At 52.8% G+C, this 18,319-nt stretch carries 8 protein-coding genes; 3 read left to right on the top strand and 5 right to left on the bottom strand.

What is annotated here, in order from left to right:
• Nucleotides 1-7: 7 nt before the first annotated feature.
• Nucleotides 8-340: a hypothetical protein gene (locus ABRP31_RS13900; RefSeq protein ID WP_372489404.1), complete on the top strand. Its 333-nt coding sequence runs from the start codon at nucleotides 8-10 to the stop codon at nucleotides 338-340.
• Nucleotides 341-657: 317 nt separating this feature from the next.
• On the opposite strand, the gene ABRP31_RS13895 is transcribed toward ABRP31_RS13900, so the two are convergent.
• The 5 genes from ABRP31_RS13895 to ABRP31_RS13875 all read right to left on the bottom strand — a co-directional run bounded on the left by ABRP31_RS13895 (nucleotide 658) and on the right by ABRP31_RS13875 (nucleotide 11,128).
• Nucleotides 658-3,777, bottom strand: a complete 3,120-nt coding sequence (locus ABRP31_RS13895; RefSeq protein ID WP_349970012.1) for a DEAD/DEAH box helicase — start codon at nucleotides 3,775-3,777, stop codon at nucleotides 658-660.
• Nucleotides 3,767-4,147, bottom strand: coding sequence for a hypothetical protein (locus ABRP31_RS13890; protein WP_349970011.1), 381 nt, complete (start codon nucleotides 4,145-4,147; stop codon nucleotides 3,767-3,769). The genes ABRP31_RS13895 and ABRP31_RS13890 overlap by 11 nt, the downstream gene beginning before the upstream one ends.
• Nucleotides 4,148-4,997: 850 nt before the next feature.
• Nucleotides 4,998-9,140, bottom strand: a complete 4,143-nt coding sequence (locus tag ABRP31_RS13885; RefSeq protein ID WP_349970010.1) for an ATP-binding protein — start codon at nucleotides 9,138-9,140, stop codon at nucleotides 4,998-5,000.
• 189 nt (nucleotides 9,141-9,329) lie between these two features.
• The gene (locus tag ABRP31_RS13880; protein ID WP_349970009.1) at nucleotides 9,330-9,680 is read right to left on the bottom strand and encodes a transposase; all 351 of its coding nucleotides are present in this window, start codon (nucleotides 9,678-9,680) and stop codon (nucleotides 9,330-9,332) included.
• A gap of 419 nt (nucleotides 9,681-10,099) precedes the next feature.
• The gene (locus ABRP31_RS13875; protein ID WP_349970171.1) at nucleotides 10,100-11,128 is read right to left on the bottom strand and encodes a hypothetical protein; all 1,029 of its coding nucleotides are present in this window, start codon (nucleotides 11,126-11,128) and stop codon (nucleotides 10,100-10,102) included.
• A 354-nt stretch (nucleotides 11,129-11,482) separates the two neighbouring features.
• Between ABRP31_RS13875 and ABRP31_RS13870 the strand changes: the two genes are divergently transcribed.
• Together ABRP31_RS13870 and ABRP31_RS13865 are read left to right on the top strand one after the other, a co-directional pair.
• Nucleotides 11,483-12,685, top strand: a complete 1,203-nt coding sequence (locus ABRP31_RS13870; protein WP_349970008.1) for a M48 family metalloprotease — start codon at nucleotides 11,483-11,485, stop codon at nucleotides 12,683-12,685.
• Nucleotides 12,673-18,129 (top strand): WGR domain-containing protein, encoded by a 5,457-nt coding sequence (locus ABRP31_RS13865; RefSeq protein WP_349970007.1) that lies wholly within the window; start codon nucleotides 12,673-12,675, stop codon nucleotides 18,127-18,129. The genes ABRP31_RS13870 and ABRP31_RS13865 overlap by 13 nt, the downstream gene beginning before the upstream one ends.
• Nucleotides 18,130-18,319: the final 190 nt, after the last annotated feature.

Below are 18,319 nucleotides of genomic sequence, written 5' to 3'. Positions count from 1 at the left end.
GTGTGCGATGAACCAGTTCAAGCGTCTGTTGGTAATGCTCAGCCCGCAAATGCGTCACACGCCAGCGCGGCGGGATATAGCGGGGCCTTGCTGGATATCCACGTATTTCGACGATGTCGCCACCTTCGCATTGATGAGCGATGGCAAGCGGCTGCTCGCCGACAATCGCCAGTGGCTGGCCGACGAGGCCGAGCAACTGGGCATAGACATCCGCCTGCCTCTGCCACGGCAGATCACCGCGGCAGTCGACCTCAACGCCCTCGGTGCCGGCAAGCACCTCGACGCCCCCTTTATCCACTGTGCCCTTGGAGCGCCGGCATTTCGTCGAGCATGCGGCTGATCGAATGATAAGCATCTTTGGCGTCGCGGGGCTGATTGAAGCGATCAGGACATGAGTCCAAGCGCTTTTGCGTCCGTATACGGCTCTCTGGGCCGCGGGTGGTGCCCGACTGGGGTAGATATCCACTCACACCTGCGAATTTAAAAGCTGCCCCAGCTTCTTTCGCTACTCGACGTACTTAGCTGCGTTTTCACACAGCCTGGGCCGAAAGCGGACGATCATGAGCGGCGGCTCTCGGCCAAGAGCGGACGTTCTATTTTACCTGCTAAAGAGCCGAAAAAGTTCTTTGAAAGTGCCTTTTATACAGAGTAAATCAGTTAACTAAATTTCGGCAATGAAAACGCACTAGGCAATCTTGACAGCGCTTCCTTTAGCACTTGCTTATTGTTTTTTAAAATTTTGTAGTCAATAATATTCTTATTTTCTCGAACACTTTCTAATTGCTGGCAGATGAACTTGCACACCTCTCTATCAGGGAACCCTTGCCCATGTATCCAGATTTTGAATTCGTCTGATAGGCCGAGTTTCAGCTGACTTTGAAGCAATCTGGCATGGTTAAGCAAGGTTTCATTCAAAGCCTTGCCTTCGACAATGTCACCGACAGCTCCAATTATTAACATTCCATCGTAAGAGAGAGCAGAGCAGAAATCTACAATGTGCTCTTGAGTAATAGAATAATAAGTGTTTTTTGCCCTGACTGAAAAGTTGTTTAGTTTTGCATAAGTCAGGATCTCTGCATAGCTTGTTTCATTGCACCATTGAGTGGCAATGTTTACCGATTGTTCCTGCGGATAGATATTAGAGGTAATCTTCTTTCTTGAAAATATCGTAATTAAGGGCCAACATACTTCAAGAAAATCCTGAGGAGAGTCACAAAATTCAAGTTCGAATAATTGAGATTCTATCCAGTCTTCGATGTAGATAAGCTGATCAAGTCCAAGCAAGGTTCGTCCATAATAGGAGAATTTTTCTACAGGTATCACGCTCAACCTTGAATGGATGGCAGAAAATATTGCCACCAACTGATCTTTAGCGACGTCGTTGGCAAGATGGTACGCAAGGGTTTCGTAAGCGAGATCTAGAAAGTATTCTGTCGACAATAAAGAGCTGTCATCCTTCAAAGTTGACATGAAATAGCTTTCAATGGAGTGCAGGACTTGCTCCTTTTTATCCAAATCTTGCATCAGTTCAGTAAAGCTTTCCTCAGGAATTTCGCTTTCCTCGCACCATTCACGCCACAATAGTCTCTCACTAAGAGGGTTTGAGATGAAGTTGAGAACGTCATTTTCACCTTTTATCAAAGGGAATGGCTGAACTATCTCCATCAAGCTACTCATGCACTCTTCAGCATTATTAAAATTTAAAAGCTTGAGAGTTCTTTCCCATTTGTCACGTCCTCTCCATTGAAAACGGTTGTCGTAAATTTTGGGGTCCGTGAAAATTATACTACCTTCAGTGTGATAACCTGCCCGTCCAGCGCGACCAATCAGGTTTTGGAACTCCCTAGTGGAAATCCTTTTACCACCCTGCATCAAGTTTGAGATCAGGAGGTATTTGATTGGAAGATTTACACCCTGGGCGAGAGTCGAGGTGCATATGACGAGGTGTCCGGCACCCTTGTCCATAGCCCATTCAACCGCGATCCTGAGACCATTTGGAATAGCTGAACTGTGAGGCAAGACCCCTAGCGGAATAGCTTCAGAAAAAATGTGTTGATCGGAAAAATGTAGATGTGATAGGAACGCTATTTTCTGAAGTTCATCGGTGTCTGAGACTGAGCTTGGCGCAGGAAGTGATAATCCTCGTTTGTACACATCTACAACGGTTGAACACAAGCTAATGACTGTTCTTTTATCCCCGCAAAATATAGCTGTTGGCCCCTGTTGGCACAGTCGAAGTCCCAAATAGCAGGAAATTGACTGAACTTCGGTCTTTATTGGAAACAACCTAGCCTTGCTTTCTCTTCCTCGCAGCGCAAGACTTGACTGTTGGATTATCTTGGGGACATATAAGCCACTGTCGCGTTTATTGTCTGGCCGGAGGTAACTCAGTTGGCCCATATCGTGAAACCAGCTCAGAAAAGCTACACTTTTGATAGATGGCAGCCAATTACTACCTTGGATGCTTAGGCCGGACTCTCCATTCAGCCAGTCGCCAATTGTTTCTGCATTAGACATAACCGCTGAAATCAACACCTTCTGTGCCTTCTCAGGTATTGTTTTTTTCAGCGAAGCAATCAAGAGCTCGTAGGTTACCCCCCTTTTTCCGCTATCAAATTGATGGCCTTCGTCAAATATCAGTAAGTCAATTTTTTTGGCAAGAGAAGGTTCATGCCTAAGCAGGTAAACTAACTTTTCCGGAGTTGAAACAATCACAGTATGATCGTGTTTGCCTTTGAAATCTTCACCAAGCAAAAATTTAAGAAATTCCTGCTCACCCTCATCCACATTTGTAACATCTCTAAGCTCGTTGATATTGACGGAGTCATGCTCAAACGATGCCATGAAGCCCTGAGTAATTTCCCGGCATAATGCACGAAAAGGGGCGACAATCACGGCTAGTTTTGCACGACCTGATAGAAATCCGCTTCGGATGATAAGCTCGATAGACTTAGTTTTACCCGCACTAGTGGGCATTTGCATAACTGCCGACTCACCCTTCAGCACGCCCAGGCTTCCCACTAAGCGCTGTGCAGGCCAAAACTCCTTCATAAACTTGTCGTTTGCGAGCGTATGGTGCCAGCGATTCTGTTCCAGACCGGTGTATTTAGGTAGGCAGATCAATGACGAATTATTGATTTTTCTTTTAATTAGAGCATTGATAGTGTCAGCCAGCAGCACCTCACGATCTGAGCCGCTCGCATAGATAGTAATTCTGAACTCATTTAGCTCGTCTTCTACGTCTGATAGATCTGCCTCCATATTCATAAAAGCGCGATAAGCCATTGCTGTTCCGCGAATTTGCTCGTTATAGCTCCCCGATGAAGCGAGAAAGAAGTTTTCATTCAGCTCGGATTTTAGCAACCACACTAATAAGCTTTCGAGCCTACTACCTGTTAACTCTGAGAGGGTTTTTGAAACCGCTTTGGCTAGAACCAATGAACTACCGGGCATGTCGGCAAGATAATAAGAGGCCGAGCTCAGAATCTTTAGATATTCATCTATTTCGGTTGTCAGGCGAGACAGACTTAATGATTCAAAAAATTGCCCAGCCAGTACTAATTGTTGCTTCAGTACTTGCTTATGCTCTTCGCGCTTATCTGATGGGCGGGATTCAAGTGCAGCCAACTCCCCGAGCACGCCAATCGTAAACACTAGCAATCGCTTAGGATCCTGAGGAAGCTCAACGTGAAATTCCTCTTCGATCCCAAACTCATACTGTTTTGCTTTAGAACGTGTGACATCAAGGATTTCACGACCCTTATTTTCAAGCTTCATCTGCCGATCTCCGATAAAGCTCGTGAATCAGTGACATCAGTTCAACCCCACTCACTATGAGCAGTTCCAAGCTGTCGGCATTAGGGTGATTGCCAGCATGTGACGTACATACCACGCTCTCGTGTAGCGATGACGATGTGTAAACCGCCGCCGCGCCATACTTGCGCTTGCAAGGATAATCAGGTTCGCGCTGGAAGCGCTCTATCAAGTCGACTCCATCAAAATCTTGTCGATCAAATAACCTCTGACGCATGGCGTTTAAAGACTCTGCAATCCGGATTTCATCTTTTATAGAATCATCAATTGCATTCTGAAGAACGTTAACTTTTGTCTTTTCAGTTGCTTTTGCTTTAACTTCGAATATTAACAATTCATCTTTTTCACTGATTACGTTCGGATTTTTTTTTGAACGCGATTACGTCTGATTCCTTGCTGGATTCATTCGCTATAATCTTCCGATCATAGCGCGTTCGAGGGACTGTGTAGTTTCTAATATATTGAAGGTAGTCAGCTATTAGAATCTCAGCAAAATCCCCGGCCCGAATGCTCGGGCCTGGCGCAATAGATTCGCTGGGGAATTTTTCGGTGATCAGGTATTCAGAGTTAGTCTTTGTGGGGTTTTTTAAGTATCGTAATTCTTGGTCGCTACAGTAGTGACTTCTAAAATGTCTCGCCCAATCGGACATTATAGAAATATCTAATGCGTTATGGTTGAATCGATAAACTGGGATTGAGCGCCCACACGCTGAGGTATAGGTGCCATTGTGCTCAAGCCAGGTGACATGGGCTGCCAGCAATGTCATTTCACGTCCTTTGTGTACGCCACCATGAGGCATTTCTCAACGACGCATGGAGTCATATTGCCATAACCCTTTCACCTTTACAGTGCTCGCTATCGCTTCTTGTACCTGCTAGCAATCAGCCTCCACTAGCGATCCCTTTCCCTAATCATGTACGGCAGCGGTCATAACGAATCCTGGGCTCATCTCTGCTGGTGAGCGTTGCTCCCTGCACTGACTATTTATTGGGGCATGAGCGGCAGCTAATGGCCGATTTCCGACGGTCAGGGTCAGCCAGCGCACTGGTCAAATCCGATGCAAACGACTGGTCAAGTCCATGCAATTACTCATGTGGACACCACTTCTAACCTTTTTAAGCTCGCGCCCATGCCACAAGAACGCTGTTCCTTTGCCGTAGGGACAACGCTAACAAATGAGACATCACTCGAACAGTTCCGACTCTTCGTGCATAACCACGAAGCCATCCTTTGGGACGTATTTAAGGTAGGTTCGAAAGTCGACTTGTGAGCCAGCGTCCCCTAGCTGGTCAATAAAGCCGCGATTCGCGAATCTCCTATAAAGCAGGCTTTTCCCTGTCTTTTCCAAGAATGTATCCAGAGCCTCTTTGCGTATAAACAACGCATTGTTGCGATAGGGACCGGAGGTGAAAGCGATGAGAGAACATGTCTCATCCAGCCACCCACGTTGCTGATCCCAAATGAGATCCAGTGTCTTAACAAGATCTTGGCACGGCACATCCAGGCTTGGTCGATCAGTCTCAGATGTAAACTCATACTCCCATTCGCCACCCCTACTCAATGTCACCATTGTGCGTACCATCTCGTCACAATGAGTATTGGTCGTGCCTTCCTCTACGAATTGATTGAAAGCAGCGCCGTCCGGGTACTCCCCTAAAAAGCTTCGGTAACAGCTCGCATGATCAGAAAAAGCACGGTCGATGCGATCGTAGGATCTCGTACCAAAACCCTCTTCATCAGCTAGTACTGACGTGTAGAAAACATCAAATGAAAGATACGGCGTTGTCCACGCATCATCCTCACCCAGATCATTGGCGGCTTCATTACGCTGCAGAGCAATCCACACGACACCATTGGCATCTGTGCAAGACAAGCGGGTTTCGTGCGTCGCGAAATCATCGGTCTTAACCCATGTTTTGACATCCCTTTCATGGGAAGGAAAAGCGTACTCGCGCCGACGTAGTATGCTGTCTGGATAGGATCTCTCAGAAATTACATCTCTCATATCGGTTAAATCACGCTTTCGTACATCCACTGACCAGTAATGCTCTGGCCCAGGCACAGTGCCTTGATATGACGTACACGGCGGAACGTGATCTGAAAGGACCCCGAGGAGTCGATGGAGTGAGATCCAGTAGTATTTTTTGCCAAGCCGTTCGGCGTAACCCGCTCGCGCCCGGCCGGAGCCAAACTCACTGTTCAAGGCTCGGTCGTAACTCAGTGCTCCTTTCTTGTAGCCAGGAAAACCGAGCTCCAAGGTCTCGACCATAATCCAGCTGGCAATGTTTTCCTTCGTTACGGAAGCAGCCTTCAGATCAAACCCTGAGACCTTGCCCTCCACCTGATACCGCCAAAAATCAGGCCCGATGTTTGAGCCCCATAGCTTCATATCCGAGGGAAGATGCTCCAGATCGAGAAGTGGCTTGGCATCCACGAGCGTCGGCCATGCTTGTATGACTGGACTTTTACTCGGAAAGCGCCCCAACCGATCTCTTAGTGACTCATCGATACCGTAATCTTTGAGTAACTCCGCGAGCATCCGAATCGAATCCCGAATGATCACATTGGCTCGGTCGTATCCGCGAGAGACCAGTACCCGAAGGGCTGGAATGAATGCGTGACGCTGCGCGCGTGCGATCAGACACGCGCTATATATGGCCTCCGCAACACTCTCAAGAATGTAATCATCATCGGACGCCAAGAAATTTCTTGCAAATCCAGCTGCGAGCTGAGAATCAGCCACCATCAAACGCACCAGTCCTTTCGATGTTTGATCGCGAACGCGACGGTCCGCACAAGACGTCAGCCACCCAAGAACAACGGTAGCTAATCGTCGGCTTTCACTTGGCCATCGCATAATGTCAGCGGTCAGAGAGGCATTCAGCAGGGACTTGACCGCGCCATTATTGTCGTATGACTTGAACGCTGCACGTGATAGGTAAACATCCCTATTTACCAAAGGCTGGCGAGTCAAGAAGTTGTCCAGCCATAGCTCTGCGTTAAGACGGTGGTTAGGCACCAAACTGACTTTTACAAAGACTTCGTATAAGTCCTCCCAAAGTCCCGGCACCTTCAGTGCAGCAAAGATTTCATCTTCTAGGCCGTTATTTTCGAAGCTCTTGCTAGAGCGCCAAGCTAATCCGTGGACGAACAGTCGGTTGGCAAGCTCCGTCTCTAATCCAATATTGGGATTTACGATTTCAACTCCCGTTTTCTCGGGAAGTACCGCCGCGAGTACTTCCAACAAACTTCTGTCCTCAGGCAGAAGCGAGGCCAAGCTCGCGCCTAATCTTTTCACATCGAGTTCACCAGACTCATGTGTGTGACCATCTACCAGTGCAATGGCTCGAAGGACGTCGCCATATCGCTCGTATCCAAGCCTAACCGTCCAAGTGTCATCGGTTCCTTCAGTGAGTATGACTAGACCTTCACGCTGAAGCTCTCGAATGAATACTTCAGGCGTGAGTTCCGGACCCACTACGTCACGAAGGCCTGCGGCGCAGGATTCCCAAAGCCGATCACTTGCTGATGCACTCGTGAGCCTTTGCGCCAGACTCAGCATCGATTGGCGGACCAAATTTTTCGGACTTGAATAGCCCAGTCGTTCTTTGACAGCGGCGTTGCTATATTTGAGGTGCCGCTCGAGTAAGGCAGAAAAACCTGGCAAGGATACATCGAGGGTTTTACTCCCCTCCTCCTGCAAAGTTTTGCATGCCAAATGAAGGAATAACGGATTACTCAACTCCTCCGAAAAAAGAGGAGTGATTTCTGAATCAAGCCCATAAAAATCAGCGAACGCTTGGAGTGCTTCGACTCCTTGTCCGTTAAAACCTCGGTGTTCAAATGCATAGCCTGGAAATCTGGAATCAGTAACCAAGTCTTTATAAGTATCACGAGCAGATACGCAAATTTTTACTCCGGGGTATGGTTTACACTGCTGGATCAGTTCGGGAAGCTTTGCCTTCCACCGGGCAGCAGCTCGACTTTCATTTAATGCATCAATGAATATTACGAACGGTAGGCCTGCGTGCTCGGCGGAAGTGCTCAAACACTGGAGCAGATCATCACGCCCAATTTGAGCACCAAAGCCAAGCTTGCTTCGAATGGTTTCCCAAGGCTCGCCACCATCAAAATCGTCTCCAAACACCACGAGAGATAGACCACCTTCTGCGAAACGCCGATAGGACGCACTGACTATTGCGTGGGTTTTTCCGACCCCCGCAGGTCCGACGAGAAGCAACGAGTTGCCCTCTGAAACGCTCATTTGGGGACAGGTCAGAATCTTTTCCATGGATTGATTAAGCTGGAAGAGCTCTCTCGCCGCGTCCATAGCTCCGGCGGGAAAAGCGCACATGTACTCGGCATTGAATTGCCGAAAACTCGGGGTATCACTTTCGAGACCATACTGCTGAGCAAACGCCGCCTCTTGACCCTCCTTTGCTGTGAGCAAAATGGGTTGTAGCTGAATAACAGTTTTCAACGCCTGGGTGACAGACTGCTGCGGTTTCTCGACCTGCTGAACCTCAGCTAGCTGTGACGACAATTGTCCAAGCAAGCGTTCTGCCTCTGCTTTTTTGTCCTTGTTGAACTGATCGAAAACATCGTTCGTGCGTCCCCGCAGTGATCGCAGCTCGCTTAGGATTGGGGAAAATGTCTGGCGTCGCCAGTTTGAAAAATCAGCAGTACCACCGAAGAAATCCAAGATGTCATGGGCATCGGTCACTACGTCTAATTGACCCATATACCGCGGACCAGCAAACTCACGAGCATGGTCAAGGCACTGCTGAACCTGAATCGGTGTAAGTACAGAATCGTCAAACCAGTAACGACGAACCCCTCCATGCGTATCCAAACGCTGGAGCTGTTCACGCATTACTGTAGCGCTACACAAAGTAATTTTGACGCGCTGACCTTCAGTTTCGGTAAGCTGTTCTAGCTCCTTTTTCCAACTCTCAAATCGCTCAACCTCACCCTGCCCGCGCGCGCCTCCCGCGACTCGCCCGGTTAGATCGAACGAGATATAGATCCAGTACTCAGAAAGAGCTGGATGGTTCAGGCGGGCCGCTGTGACCGATTTTGTTATTTGTCCCAGCTCTTTGGCGCCAAGCTGGAAAAAATACTTTGCCTGTACTCCCAACACCTCCCCATTTGGTGCACGGAAATACGCCTCAACACCACCGTCTCCGCCATCACCTCGAAGGCTGTAGAAGCTTGAACCCTCAGGAGCATCGCAACTGAAGCGAAAGAGCTGCACAGATAAGGCTTCAAAACTATCATTCTTGCTCTTTGGAGCGCTGCGAATATAGGTGAAGTCGATCGTTGGCATACGTGCTGCTCCATCTGATAATTTCGGATCCTAAAAATATTGTACTGGTATCTGACGAAATGGCTTCAGGCGATTGTGGCCAGATTCGTTGATGCGAGCCCTCGAAGGAGGCCTCGAAGAAAGGTCGCGTAGGCAGCAGCATTGTCAGTGAGCCAGTCCGCGTTGAAGGTCCAGTGCGGGTGCTGTATTTCAACGCAAATGTTCGATGATGATACTTGGGGTTTTGCCGTGGTCAGCGGCACGGGTAACGGAATAAATGCAGCTTGCAGCGCTGTGCTTTTCTGCGCTTGCAGGCGATTCAATTTGTGAACGAGAAGCGGGTAAAACCGGTACCTGATGATCTCGATAAACAGCTATCCATTTGCGAACCAGGTTGGCGTTGATGCCGTGCTGTAAGGCTACGCTGGCGATCGAGACGCCAAGTTGCAGGTATTCCTGAACGACCTGGATTTTAAAGATTTGGAATAAGAGCTTTGTCGGTGCATGGCGATCCTGATGATAAGGATGATGGTGTCCACGTTTTTTTAAAGTGGAGAACATCGCCCCTCATGGCTGGGATCAGGTAGGTGACTTCACCGGCTGGTTACAGCTCGAACTCTCATCCCGAATTAGGATTATTACTTCTCACAGACGAATAATATTACTGGGCTCCGCTCTTATCGTATCAGAATATTTATCAACTTAAATCTAGATAGGATGTCCAACATATTGATCTGATTGAAATTTGTATATTTTTCAAAATAAGTAGCATTACTTCTTGGTACTCCACTGATTCGAGGAGTTAGTATTTGACGTCTACTCTCTCGAGGTGGCTATCGATGAAACTGTTTCAGTGCAGGTTCTCTTCAGGTCAACTACTACCGCCCTTACCCCCCCGCTGTTGAATGCTAGCATCCGGCAATGTAAAAGGCCGCCCTAAAGGCGGCTATGTTGGAAAGCTGCATGTTCGTGCGGTGAGCCTATGTCGCTCCTGTTGCTACAACAAACCGCTTGGGCGCGGGACTTTTTTTGATGAGCCCGTCATCAACCATCGTGGTAACAAACTCCTCAGACAGCGTCCTCCGTTTTGGAGAGGTGTTTTTCCACCCCCAATACTTGGCTATCTCAGGGTAGATTGCAGCGGCCAACTCGGCCTTGGTGCCCGATGCGATTTCAGATTTCACGAGTTTTCGCAAGCACATTAGACTAAGGTGTTCGCGATCAAACAGTTTCGAGTCTAGATATTCGATCAGCTTGTTGGCCGTATGAGTGGATTGAGTCGCTGCATTCTTACAGCGCTTTATCATCTCTACCGCCAGTTCATCAATGCAGAATGAGCCGGACGACCGAATGGCGATTACTTTGCGAATGGCCGCGGGATTCAGCAAGTCTTCATGTGCTGGCAACTGTTTCGTCAGCAGTTCCGCAAATGTGATTGCCACTGCATAAAGATCAAAGCCTGGTCCAACGGACTGCATTTGAGGGGGGCGATAGGCCGGGGTATACCCACGCGGCACGCCGCCTTTATAAGTGCTCACCCCCAAATCTATAAGTTTTATCATGTCGACATAGGCCGGCATCGTAAACACAGAGTGCGGCCGCTGTTTTTTCTTATTAAAAAGAAACAGATTAGCTGGCTTGATATCCGCGTGAATTACACGAGTGCCCCGTTGGTAGGGTTTGCCATGCATGGAGCTCAGGCCATGTAGAATCGCGCGGAGCACTTCGAAGCACTCAAAATAAAACTGTATGTCTGATTTTTTATATCGACGCTTACTAATTAAACTTGAGAGCGTTGACCAAGGCGCCTCAAGGTGTTCCATGGTGTAAGCCTCCCAGCCATTTACACCCTTATAGAAATCAAATACCCGAGCGGTCTCCCCATCAATTTCACGGCAGAGTCGAACTTCATCCGAGAGATTATGTTCACTGAATTTAATGGCGACCGTCGAACCAATCCAGTTATCGTGCGCACGCCAAACAGCACCAAAGCCGCTAACTTCGCCGATTGCCTTGTCGCCTTCAAGCGTGTATCTGGCCTCAATACCAGGGAACTACGCTAATATATCTTCCTTGCAAAACTGTGCTGCGGCGTTCATGCGATTCCCTTCCTGATCATCCGAAAACTGAATAATAGCCTAGAGCCATCACTCTTGGGTATCCCTGACGCCCCCCCCCCCCGCGCGGCTTTGCGAGGCTGATCGGTTTTTCACTGAGCGGAAACATGTACTTTCACAAGTATTTTCCCCACCCCATAGGTATGCTCCGCGTTTATTGCCGATCACTGATACCGGGATGCCAGCCCAGTCTCTGCTGCCCACGCAGTGTATGGAGCCGTATCCTCTCAAGGACGTTTGAACACGATGAGTACCCCCGCGCTGGATATCAGCAGCCTGACGCCATTGCCTTACCACCAGCGTGTGGTCGATTACTTGAAAGCCCATGAACCTGCCGTGTGGGCATGGGCCTCGTCCTTGGGCGTTCAGCAGGAACACGCCCAGGATGTACGTGCGCAATTGCTGCGTGACACTTATCGCTTGAGTCCCGAGACCCATCCGCAGGCCTATCAGGCTTGTGATACCGCATTGCAGTGTTTGCAGATCAAGGCACCCGCCACCCTTTACCAGGCTGGCGACGGTGCGATGAACGCGAGCCTGTACTACCTGGCCGATGAAGTGCATGTGGTGTTTTATGGGCCGGTTCTTGAGCGCTTGGACGCTCAGGAACTGCTGGCATTGCTCGGGCATGAGCTGGCTCATTACCGGCTGTGGTCGGAGCACGGTGGCGACTTTCTCACCGCCGAGCGGATTCTCAATCACGCCATGGCCGACGTGAATACGCCGCCCAGCCTGGAACAGACTGCACGCTTATATAGCCTGTACACTGAAATCTATGCCGACCGCGGTGCGGCACTGGTGGCCAATGGGGCGGAGACGTCGATTACCTCACTGGTCAAGATTCACACCGGCATTGTGAGCGTCGATGCGGCCAGTTACTTGAAGCAGGCCCGCGAGCTGGATGGCAAGGATGCGCAGGTGTCCCAGGGTGTTTCCCATCCGGAGACGTTTTTGCGCTCCCAGGCGGTGGACAGCTGGTGGCAGCAATTCCCGGAGACGGATAGCTGGCTGGATCGCCGGTTGCGCGGGCCCTTGTCACTCAATCGCTTGGATGTGACTGACCAGGTCGAGTTGACCGCCCTCACCCGCGGCTTTATGGCCCATTTCATCGGCTCCCCGGTGTTGCAATCAGAGGTTGTGCTCAATCAGGTACGCGTTTTTTTCCCTGACTGGAAAGACAACGAAACGCCACTCGACTTGACGACGTTGAATGCCGAGCGCATCGACACCAGCATCCATGAATACCTGCACTTCATCATGCTCGACCTGAGCCTAGTGGACCGCGACTTGCGGGATGAGGCTCTGCTGCATGCTGCGCGCACCGCGAAGAAACTCGGCAGCGCCGATGACTTTATCAGCGTGCTCAAGCGCGATATCAAATTACCCAAACGTGAGCTCGACCCTCTCGTTCGCGCGCTCAAAGCGGAGGTCGACACATGGACCCAGTAACCCAACCCGTCACGTTCACTCAATTACTGCAGGGCCACGATGGCGCCGCCGTGCCCATCGACGATGTGTTGTTCCTGGCGCTGCCATTGCTACGTCAAGTGGCACAACTTCACGAAGTGGGACGTGTCGCCCAGCTCGGTTATCTCGATGTGCTGCAAGGGCCGGAACGCACGCTGCAACTGCGTAATCCTGAGGGTGTGCCGCCGCAGCTGGCGCTGGAAGCGATCAAGCAGGTGCAGCCCAATCCGGAATCGGCGCTGAACGTCGTCGGCAAAGTCCGCCTGACCCGGGATTCGGAAAGTGGCGTGGCCATTACCGACCTGCAGGTCCAGGAGGATCTGCATCAGGCTATCGACCACCCGGTGTTCCTTCCGGACCTGCATAGTTGGGAGCATCGCCTTGGGCACCACGATGAGATCACCGACATATTCCAGCTTGGTCAGTTGCTGGCGTGTCTGGCGTGCGGGTTGGATTTTGCCGATATCAATGACCTCAAGACGTTTGCACGGCACCGCCGCAACCTGTTCCAGCTCAACGGCCGGCTCAACCCGGTGCTGGCCAACCTGATCGTCGAGATGACGGAGCTCAACCGCCACGAACGTGCCACGGATGTGGGCTCGCTGGCGCGGCGCCTGGAGTCCTGGCGCGAACAGCCGGCCAGCCTGGATGTCGAGCGTGTGTTGGCCGAGGCTGAAGGCCCGGCGTCGCGGCGTACGGTGGTGCTGGAACATCTGCGCAACCGCTTGTTTGACCTTTCGCGGCGCAATCGCCTGCTGTATTTCCGGCCGACCCAGGCCAACGTCAACTTGACCGTGGCTAGCGTGCCGTTGGTGATGCGCATTGAAAGCATCCGGCCCGAAGCGCTGTGCACCTGGCAGCCGACCTTCGGCGGATTCTCCGATCAAGTGCTGAGCGGCAAACCCGTTGGCCTGCAACAGTGGCTGCGCTTTGAAGACCAGACTTGGTTGCAGGCGTCGCTGGAGCGCATCATCCAGGAAACCCGCCGCGACCGCGCCGAGTTCGGTTTCAGCAACCTGCGCCTGGTGGTGGCCTTCATGCGCTGGCACAACCTCAAGGACACGCCGGAAGAACGCATCGTCACCCCGCTGCTATGGCTTCCAGTGGAGTTGAGTCGCAAGAAAGGCGTGCGTGACCAGTTCGTGTTGCAGTGCGACGAAACCGAGGCCGAATTCAACCCGGTACTGCGCCATCAACTGCGTCAGCTCTACGATATCCAGTTGCCGGAAACCGTCGACTTGCAAAAGATTCCGCTGGAAGACATCCACGCCGATATTGCGCGCCAGATCAAACTGACCGAGCCCGGCGTCGAGCTACGCCTGCAAAGCAAACCGCAAATCGAACTGATCCACCAGAAGGCCGTGCAGCATCTGCACCACTTCCAGCGCCGTCGTGCCCGCCAGCGCCTGTCGACGCCTTTGGTGAAACCGGATTTCAGCTACGACCGCGAAGATTTCCGTCCGCTGGGCCTGCAATGGTTCCAGCAGAAGGTCCTGCCCAGCGAATTGCCGCTGCGCCTGGCCGTAGGCGCCAAACCTGTGCTGCGCAATCAACATCCTCAGATGGTTGCGAGCAGCGCCAAAAACAGCACCTTCGCCCTGCCCGAGAACCAGGGGCATCGCTACGCCTGGGACATAGACCTGACCCAGGTAACCCTGGCCAACTTCAACTATCGCAAGATGTCGCTGGTGCGTGACTATGCGCAATTGATCGACGAACCGGCGCAGAACGAAGCGTTTGACCGGATGTTCTCCATCGAGCCTCGGGACGTCGAGGTCCAGGCCCCCGACCCTATCCCACTGCCCGAGCAGTGGAACGTGGTGGCCGGCGATGCGACACAAAATGCTGCCGTCAGCCTGGCCCGTACCGGGCGTAACTTCATCATTCAGGGACCGCCAGGCACCGGTAAATCCCAGACCATCACTAACCTGATCGCGGACTACGCCGGTCGCGGCCTGCGAGTGCTGTTCGTCTGTGAAAAACGTGCAGCGCTGGACGTGGTGTTCCATCGCCTGCAACAAAGTGAACTGGGTGAGTTGTGCTGCCTGATCCACGATTCCCAGACCGACAAGAAGGCCTTCGTGGGCAACTTGCGCGAGTGCTATGAGCGCTGGATCGCCGGTGATGCGCAGTCGTCGCAGTTGCAATCACGGCGCGACACGTTACTGTCTGACCTGAGCCAACAGTTGGGCTTGATAGAGCGGTTTGAACAGGCAATGCGTGGGGTGTCGGAGCCTTTGGCATGCTCGGTACGCGAGCTGGTGCGTCATCTGATCGAGCTGCCGCCCGTGGTTGCCAAGCTGCCACCCGAAGCCTTGGAGCGTCTGCCCGAGTGGCGTCATTGGCAGGCCCAAAGCGAGCTGACCGGCCGCGTGTATCAGGCGATCAAAGAACGTTTCGGCCTCGACAGCTTCGCACGGCATCCTTTCAGTCGCTTGGCCTCAAGCCTGATTACCCATGAACATGCCTATGGTCAACTCAAGTCATTCCTGGATGAACCCAGTGGGTTGATGGACAGTGTCGAACTGTTTCTGGAGTCATCGTCGAGCCTACTGTCCGGGAACACTCGCTTGGCAGATGCGTGCATACTGACCCAGGCCGCCGAACAACTGACCAGCGCCAACCTGGCCGCGCACCTCGATCTGCTGGAGCCAGGCTCATCAGGCTCTCAAGCACTGCATGCCGAACAAGCGGCGTTGCAGGTACTGGCCGTGCAGCAACACAACGCCCGCGAATCCACCCACTACTGGCGTGAAAAACTTGCGCCACAGGACACCCAGTCGGCCCTCGAGCTGGTACAGCGGCTGGAAAGCTCGCCGCTGCGTTGGCTGCAACCCGCCTGGTGGCGGCTGCGCGGTGAATTGCAACGACGCTACGACTTCAACCAGCACGCGATTCGCCCGAGTTTGCGCAGTGTGCTCGACAACTTGGCGGGCGAGCACCGCGCCACGGCCCAATTGCACGCCGAGCAGCAACGCTTGCAAAGCCGTTATGGCATCCCGGACATCGACCTGTTCGTGCACAACCTGCAAGCCCTGCTCCTGCAACTCAGCGCATCACCGCTGTTGCGCCAGTGGGTCGAAAGCCTGCGGGGTAACCCGGATGCCCTGCCCGGCGTGCGCCAGGAAGCCAGCCTGCGTCAGCCGTTGGCGCGCTTGGCCGAGCTGGTCGCGCAACATTGTGTGTTCGACCCCGCGCCAAGCCTGGGCGAGTTGGCGGAATACCTGCGCGATCTACGTGAAGAACTCGACGAACTGCCCGATACCCTGCCCCTGCTCAATGAGCTGCACCAGGCCAATCCTGTCTGCCTCGCGGTCGTGCAACAGTACGCCTTGGCGCAACGTGCACTGGACGGTTTGATTGCCCAGGAAAACCTGACCCGCCTGTACCGCGCCAATCCTCAGTTGGCCCGCTTCGATGGCCCTGCCTTGAGTTTGGCTGCGCGCCAGGTCAGCCAGGCAGAAAGCAATCTGCTCAGAAGCAACGCTCACGTACTCAGCGCCACGCTGCACCAGCGTTTTCTGGAGCATGTGAAGCAATCGGCGATGTCGGTGACTCAACTCGACGCCCAGGCCCGTGAGTTCAAGAAAGCCTACGCCAAAGGCCGCCGTGAGCTGGAACATGAGCTGGGCAAGACCATGCGCTATCGCTCCATTCGCGAAATGGCGAGTGGCGACAGTGGCCGCGTGATCAACGACCTCAAGCCCATCTGGTTGATGAGCCCGCTGTCGGTGTCCGACACTTTGCCGTTGACACCGGACCTGTTTGACGTGGTGATTTTCGACGAAGCCAGTCAGATCCCCAGCGAAGAAGCCGTGCCTGCACTGAGCCGTGCACAGCAAGTGATTGTGGTCGGTGATGAGATGCAATTACCTCCGACCAACTTCTTCTCCAGCGCCGGCGACCAGGACGATAACGAACTGATTGCCATGGAGGATGGAGAACAGATTGCAATCAACCTTGATGCCGACAGCCTGCTGAGCCAGGCCGCACGAAACTTGCCGGCAACCCTCCTGGCCTGGCACTACCGCAGTCGTCACGAAGCCTTGATCAGCTTTTCCAACGCGGCGTTCTATGAAGGGCGGTTGATCACCATTCCCGACCGCCGTATCGAGCGCCCTGCCCCGGCCCAACCCCCGCTGGACTCCACGGACGCCCAGGCAGTCAACCGGGGCGCCGACACTCTGCTCGACAGCCCTATCAACTTCTTGAAGATGAGCGACGGTGTCTACCTAAGCCGCAGCAACCTGGCCGAAGCCGGTTATATCGCTAAACTGGTACGTGAGCTGCTGCAACGCGAGACGGGTTTGAGCCTAGGTATCGTGGCCTTTTCCGAGGCCCAGCAAGGCGCCATCGAGCAGGCTCTGGAAGACCTGGCCAGCGGCGACTCGGCCTTTGCTACAAGGCTTGAGCGCGAATACGTGCGTGAAGATGCCGGGCAATTCAATGGCCTGTTCGTCAAGAACCTGGAGAACGTCCAGGGGGATGAGCGTGATGTGATCATCTTGAGCATCTGCTACGCGCCAGGACCGCACGGCAAGATGCTGATGAACTTTGGCCCAATCAACCAGCGTGGTGGGGAAAAACGCCTTAATGTGATCTTCAGTCGCGCCCGCAAGCGCATGGCGATCGTCTCCAGCATTGAGTCCGAGGCTATCACCAACACCCACAACGATGGTGCCGCTGCACTGCGTGCGTTCCTGCAGTTTGCCCAGGCCAGTGCCACTGGGGATGCGCCGCGCTCCCAAGGTATCCTCGCCAACCTCAATCCAGGCGCCAAGCAATCCTTTGCCGTCAGCCTGCCCAAGGACCACCTGCGCAGCGCCCTAGCCGCTGCGTTGCGCAAACGCGGGCATTCGGTCCAGGAATATGTCGGGCGTTCGCAGTTCCGCTGTGACCTGGCGATCAGTGACGCCAGTGGCGGACACTTCAGCCTCGGCGTGCTGCTGGACGGCGACACCGCATCGGCCACTGACGTGCGTGAGCGCTACATCTTCCGCCCGACGGTACTGCGCAGTTTTGGCTGGAAGATCATCGACGTGCTTAGCCATGACTGGCTGCGCGATCCGGAGGACGTACTCAATCGCATCGAAACGCTCCTGCGGGGCGAGGAGGCCCCTGCGTTGCCAGAACCGGAACAGGTAGCGGACACCGTCGAGATCGAGGCCGAACGGCCAGTCACCACAGAGGTGTCACCTCTGATGCGTGAGTTCACCTTTGGTGAAGGCAACTCCAACAAGTTCTGGCGTATCGGCGTCGCGGAAGCGGAGGTGACGGTGAATTTCGGCCGTATCGGCACCAAGGGGCAGACCTTGATCAAGTCCCTCGACAGCCCTGAACGTGCTTTGCGTGAAGCGGAAAAGCTGATCGCGGAGAAACTGCGCAAAGGGTATCAAGAGCAGGCGGGTTCAATCACCTCGGGGTGAGCTGAGTCGGTCCAGCATGAATCTGAACGCGCTGCAGCGGTCCGAAAAAGGGGGCGGCCCCTAGAGAGCTGTCTCTCATGAACATCAATTTATGAACATTCGGCTCCACAATTTGAGCAAGGCGCCGGACATAGCGATTTAGGGACTCTTCGTGAACCACGGCGATGCCTTTCCTTCCTATTCGAGGTTG

Source organism: Pseudomonas caspiana, from assembly GCF_040224095.2.
Classification (GTDB): domain Bacteria; phylum Pseudomonadota; class Gammaproteobacteria; order Pseudomonadales; family Pseudomonadaceae; genus Aquipseudomonas; species Aquipseudomonas caspiana.
Note: the sequence above shows the minus strand (reverse complement) of the source record. Positions and strands in the feature narration are given on the sequence as shown.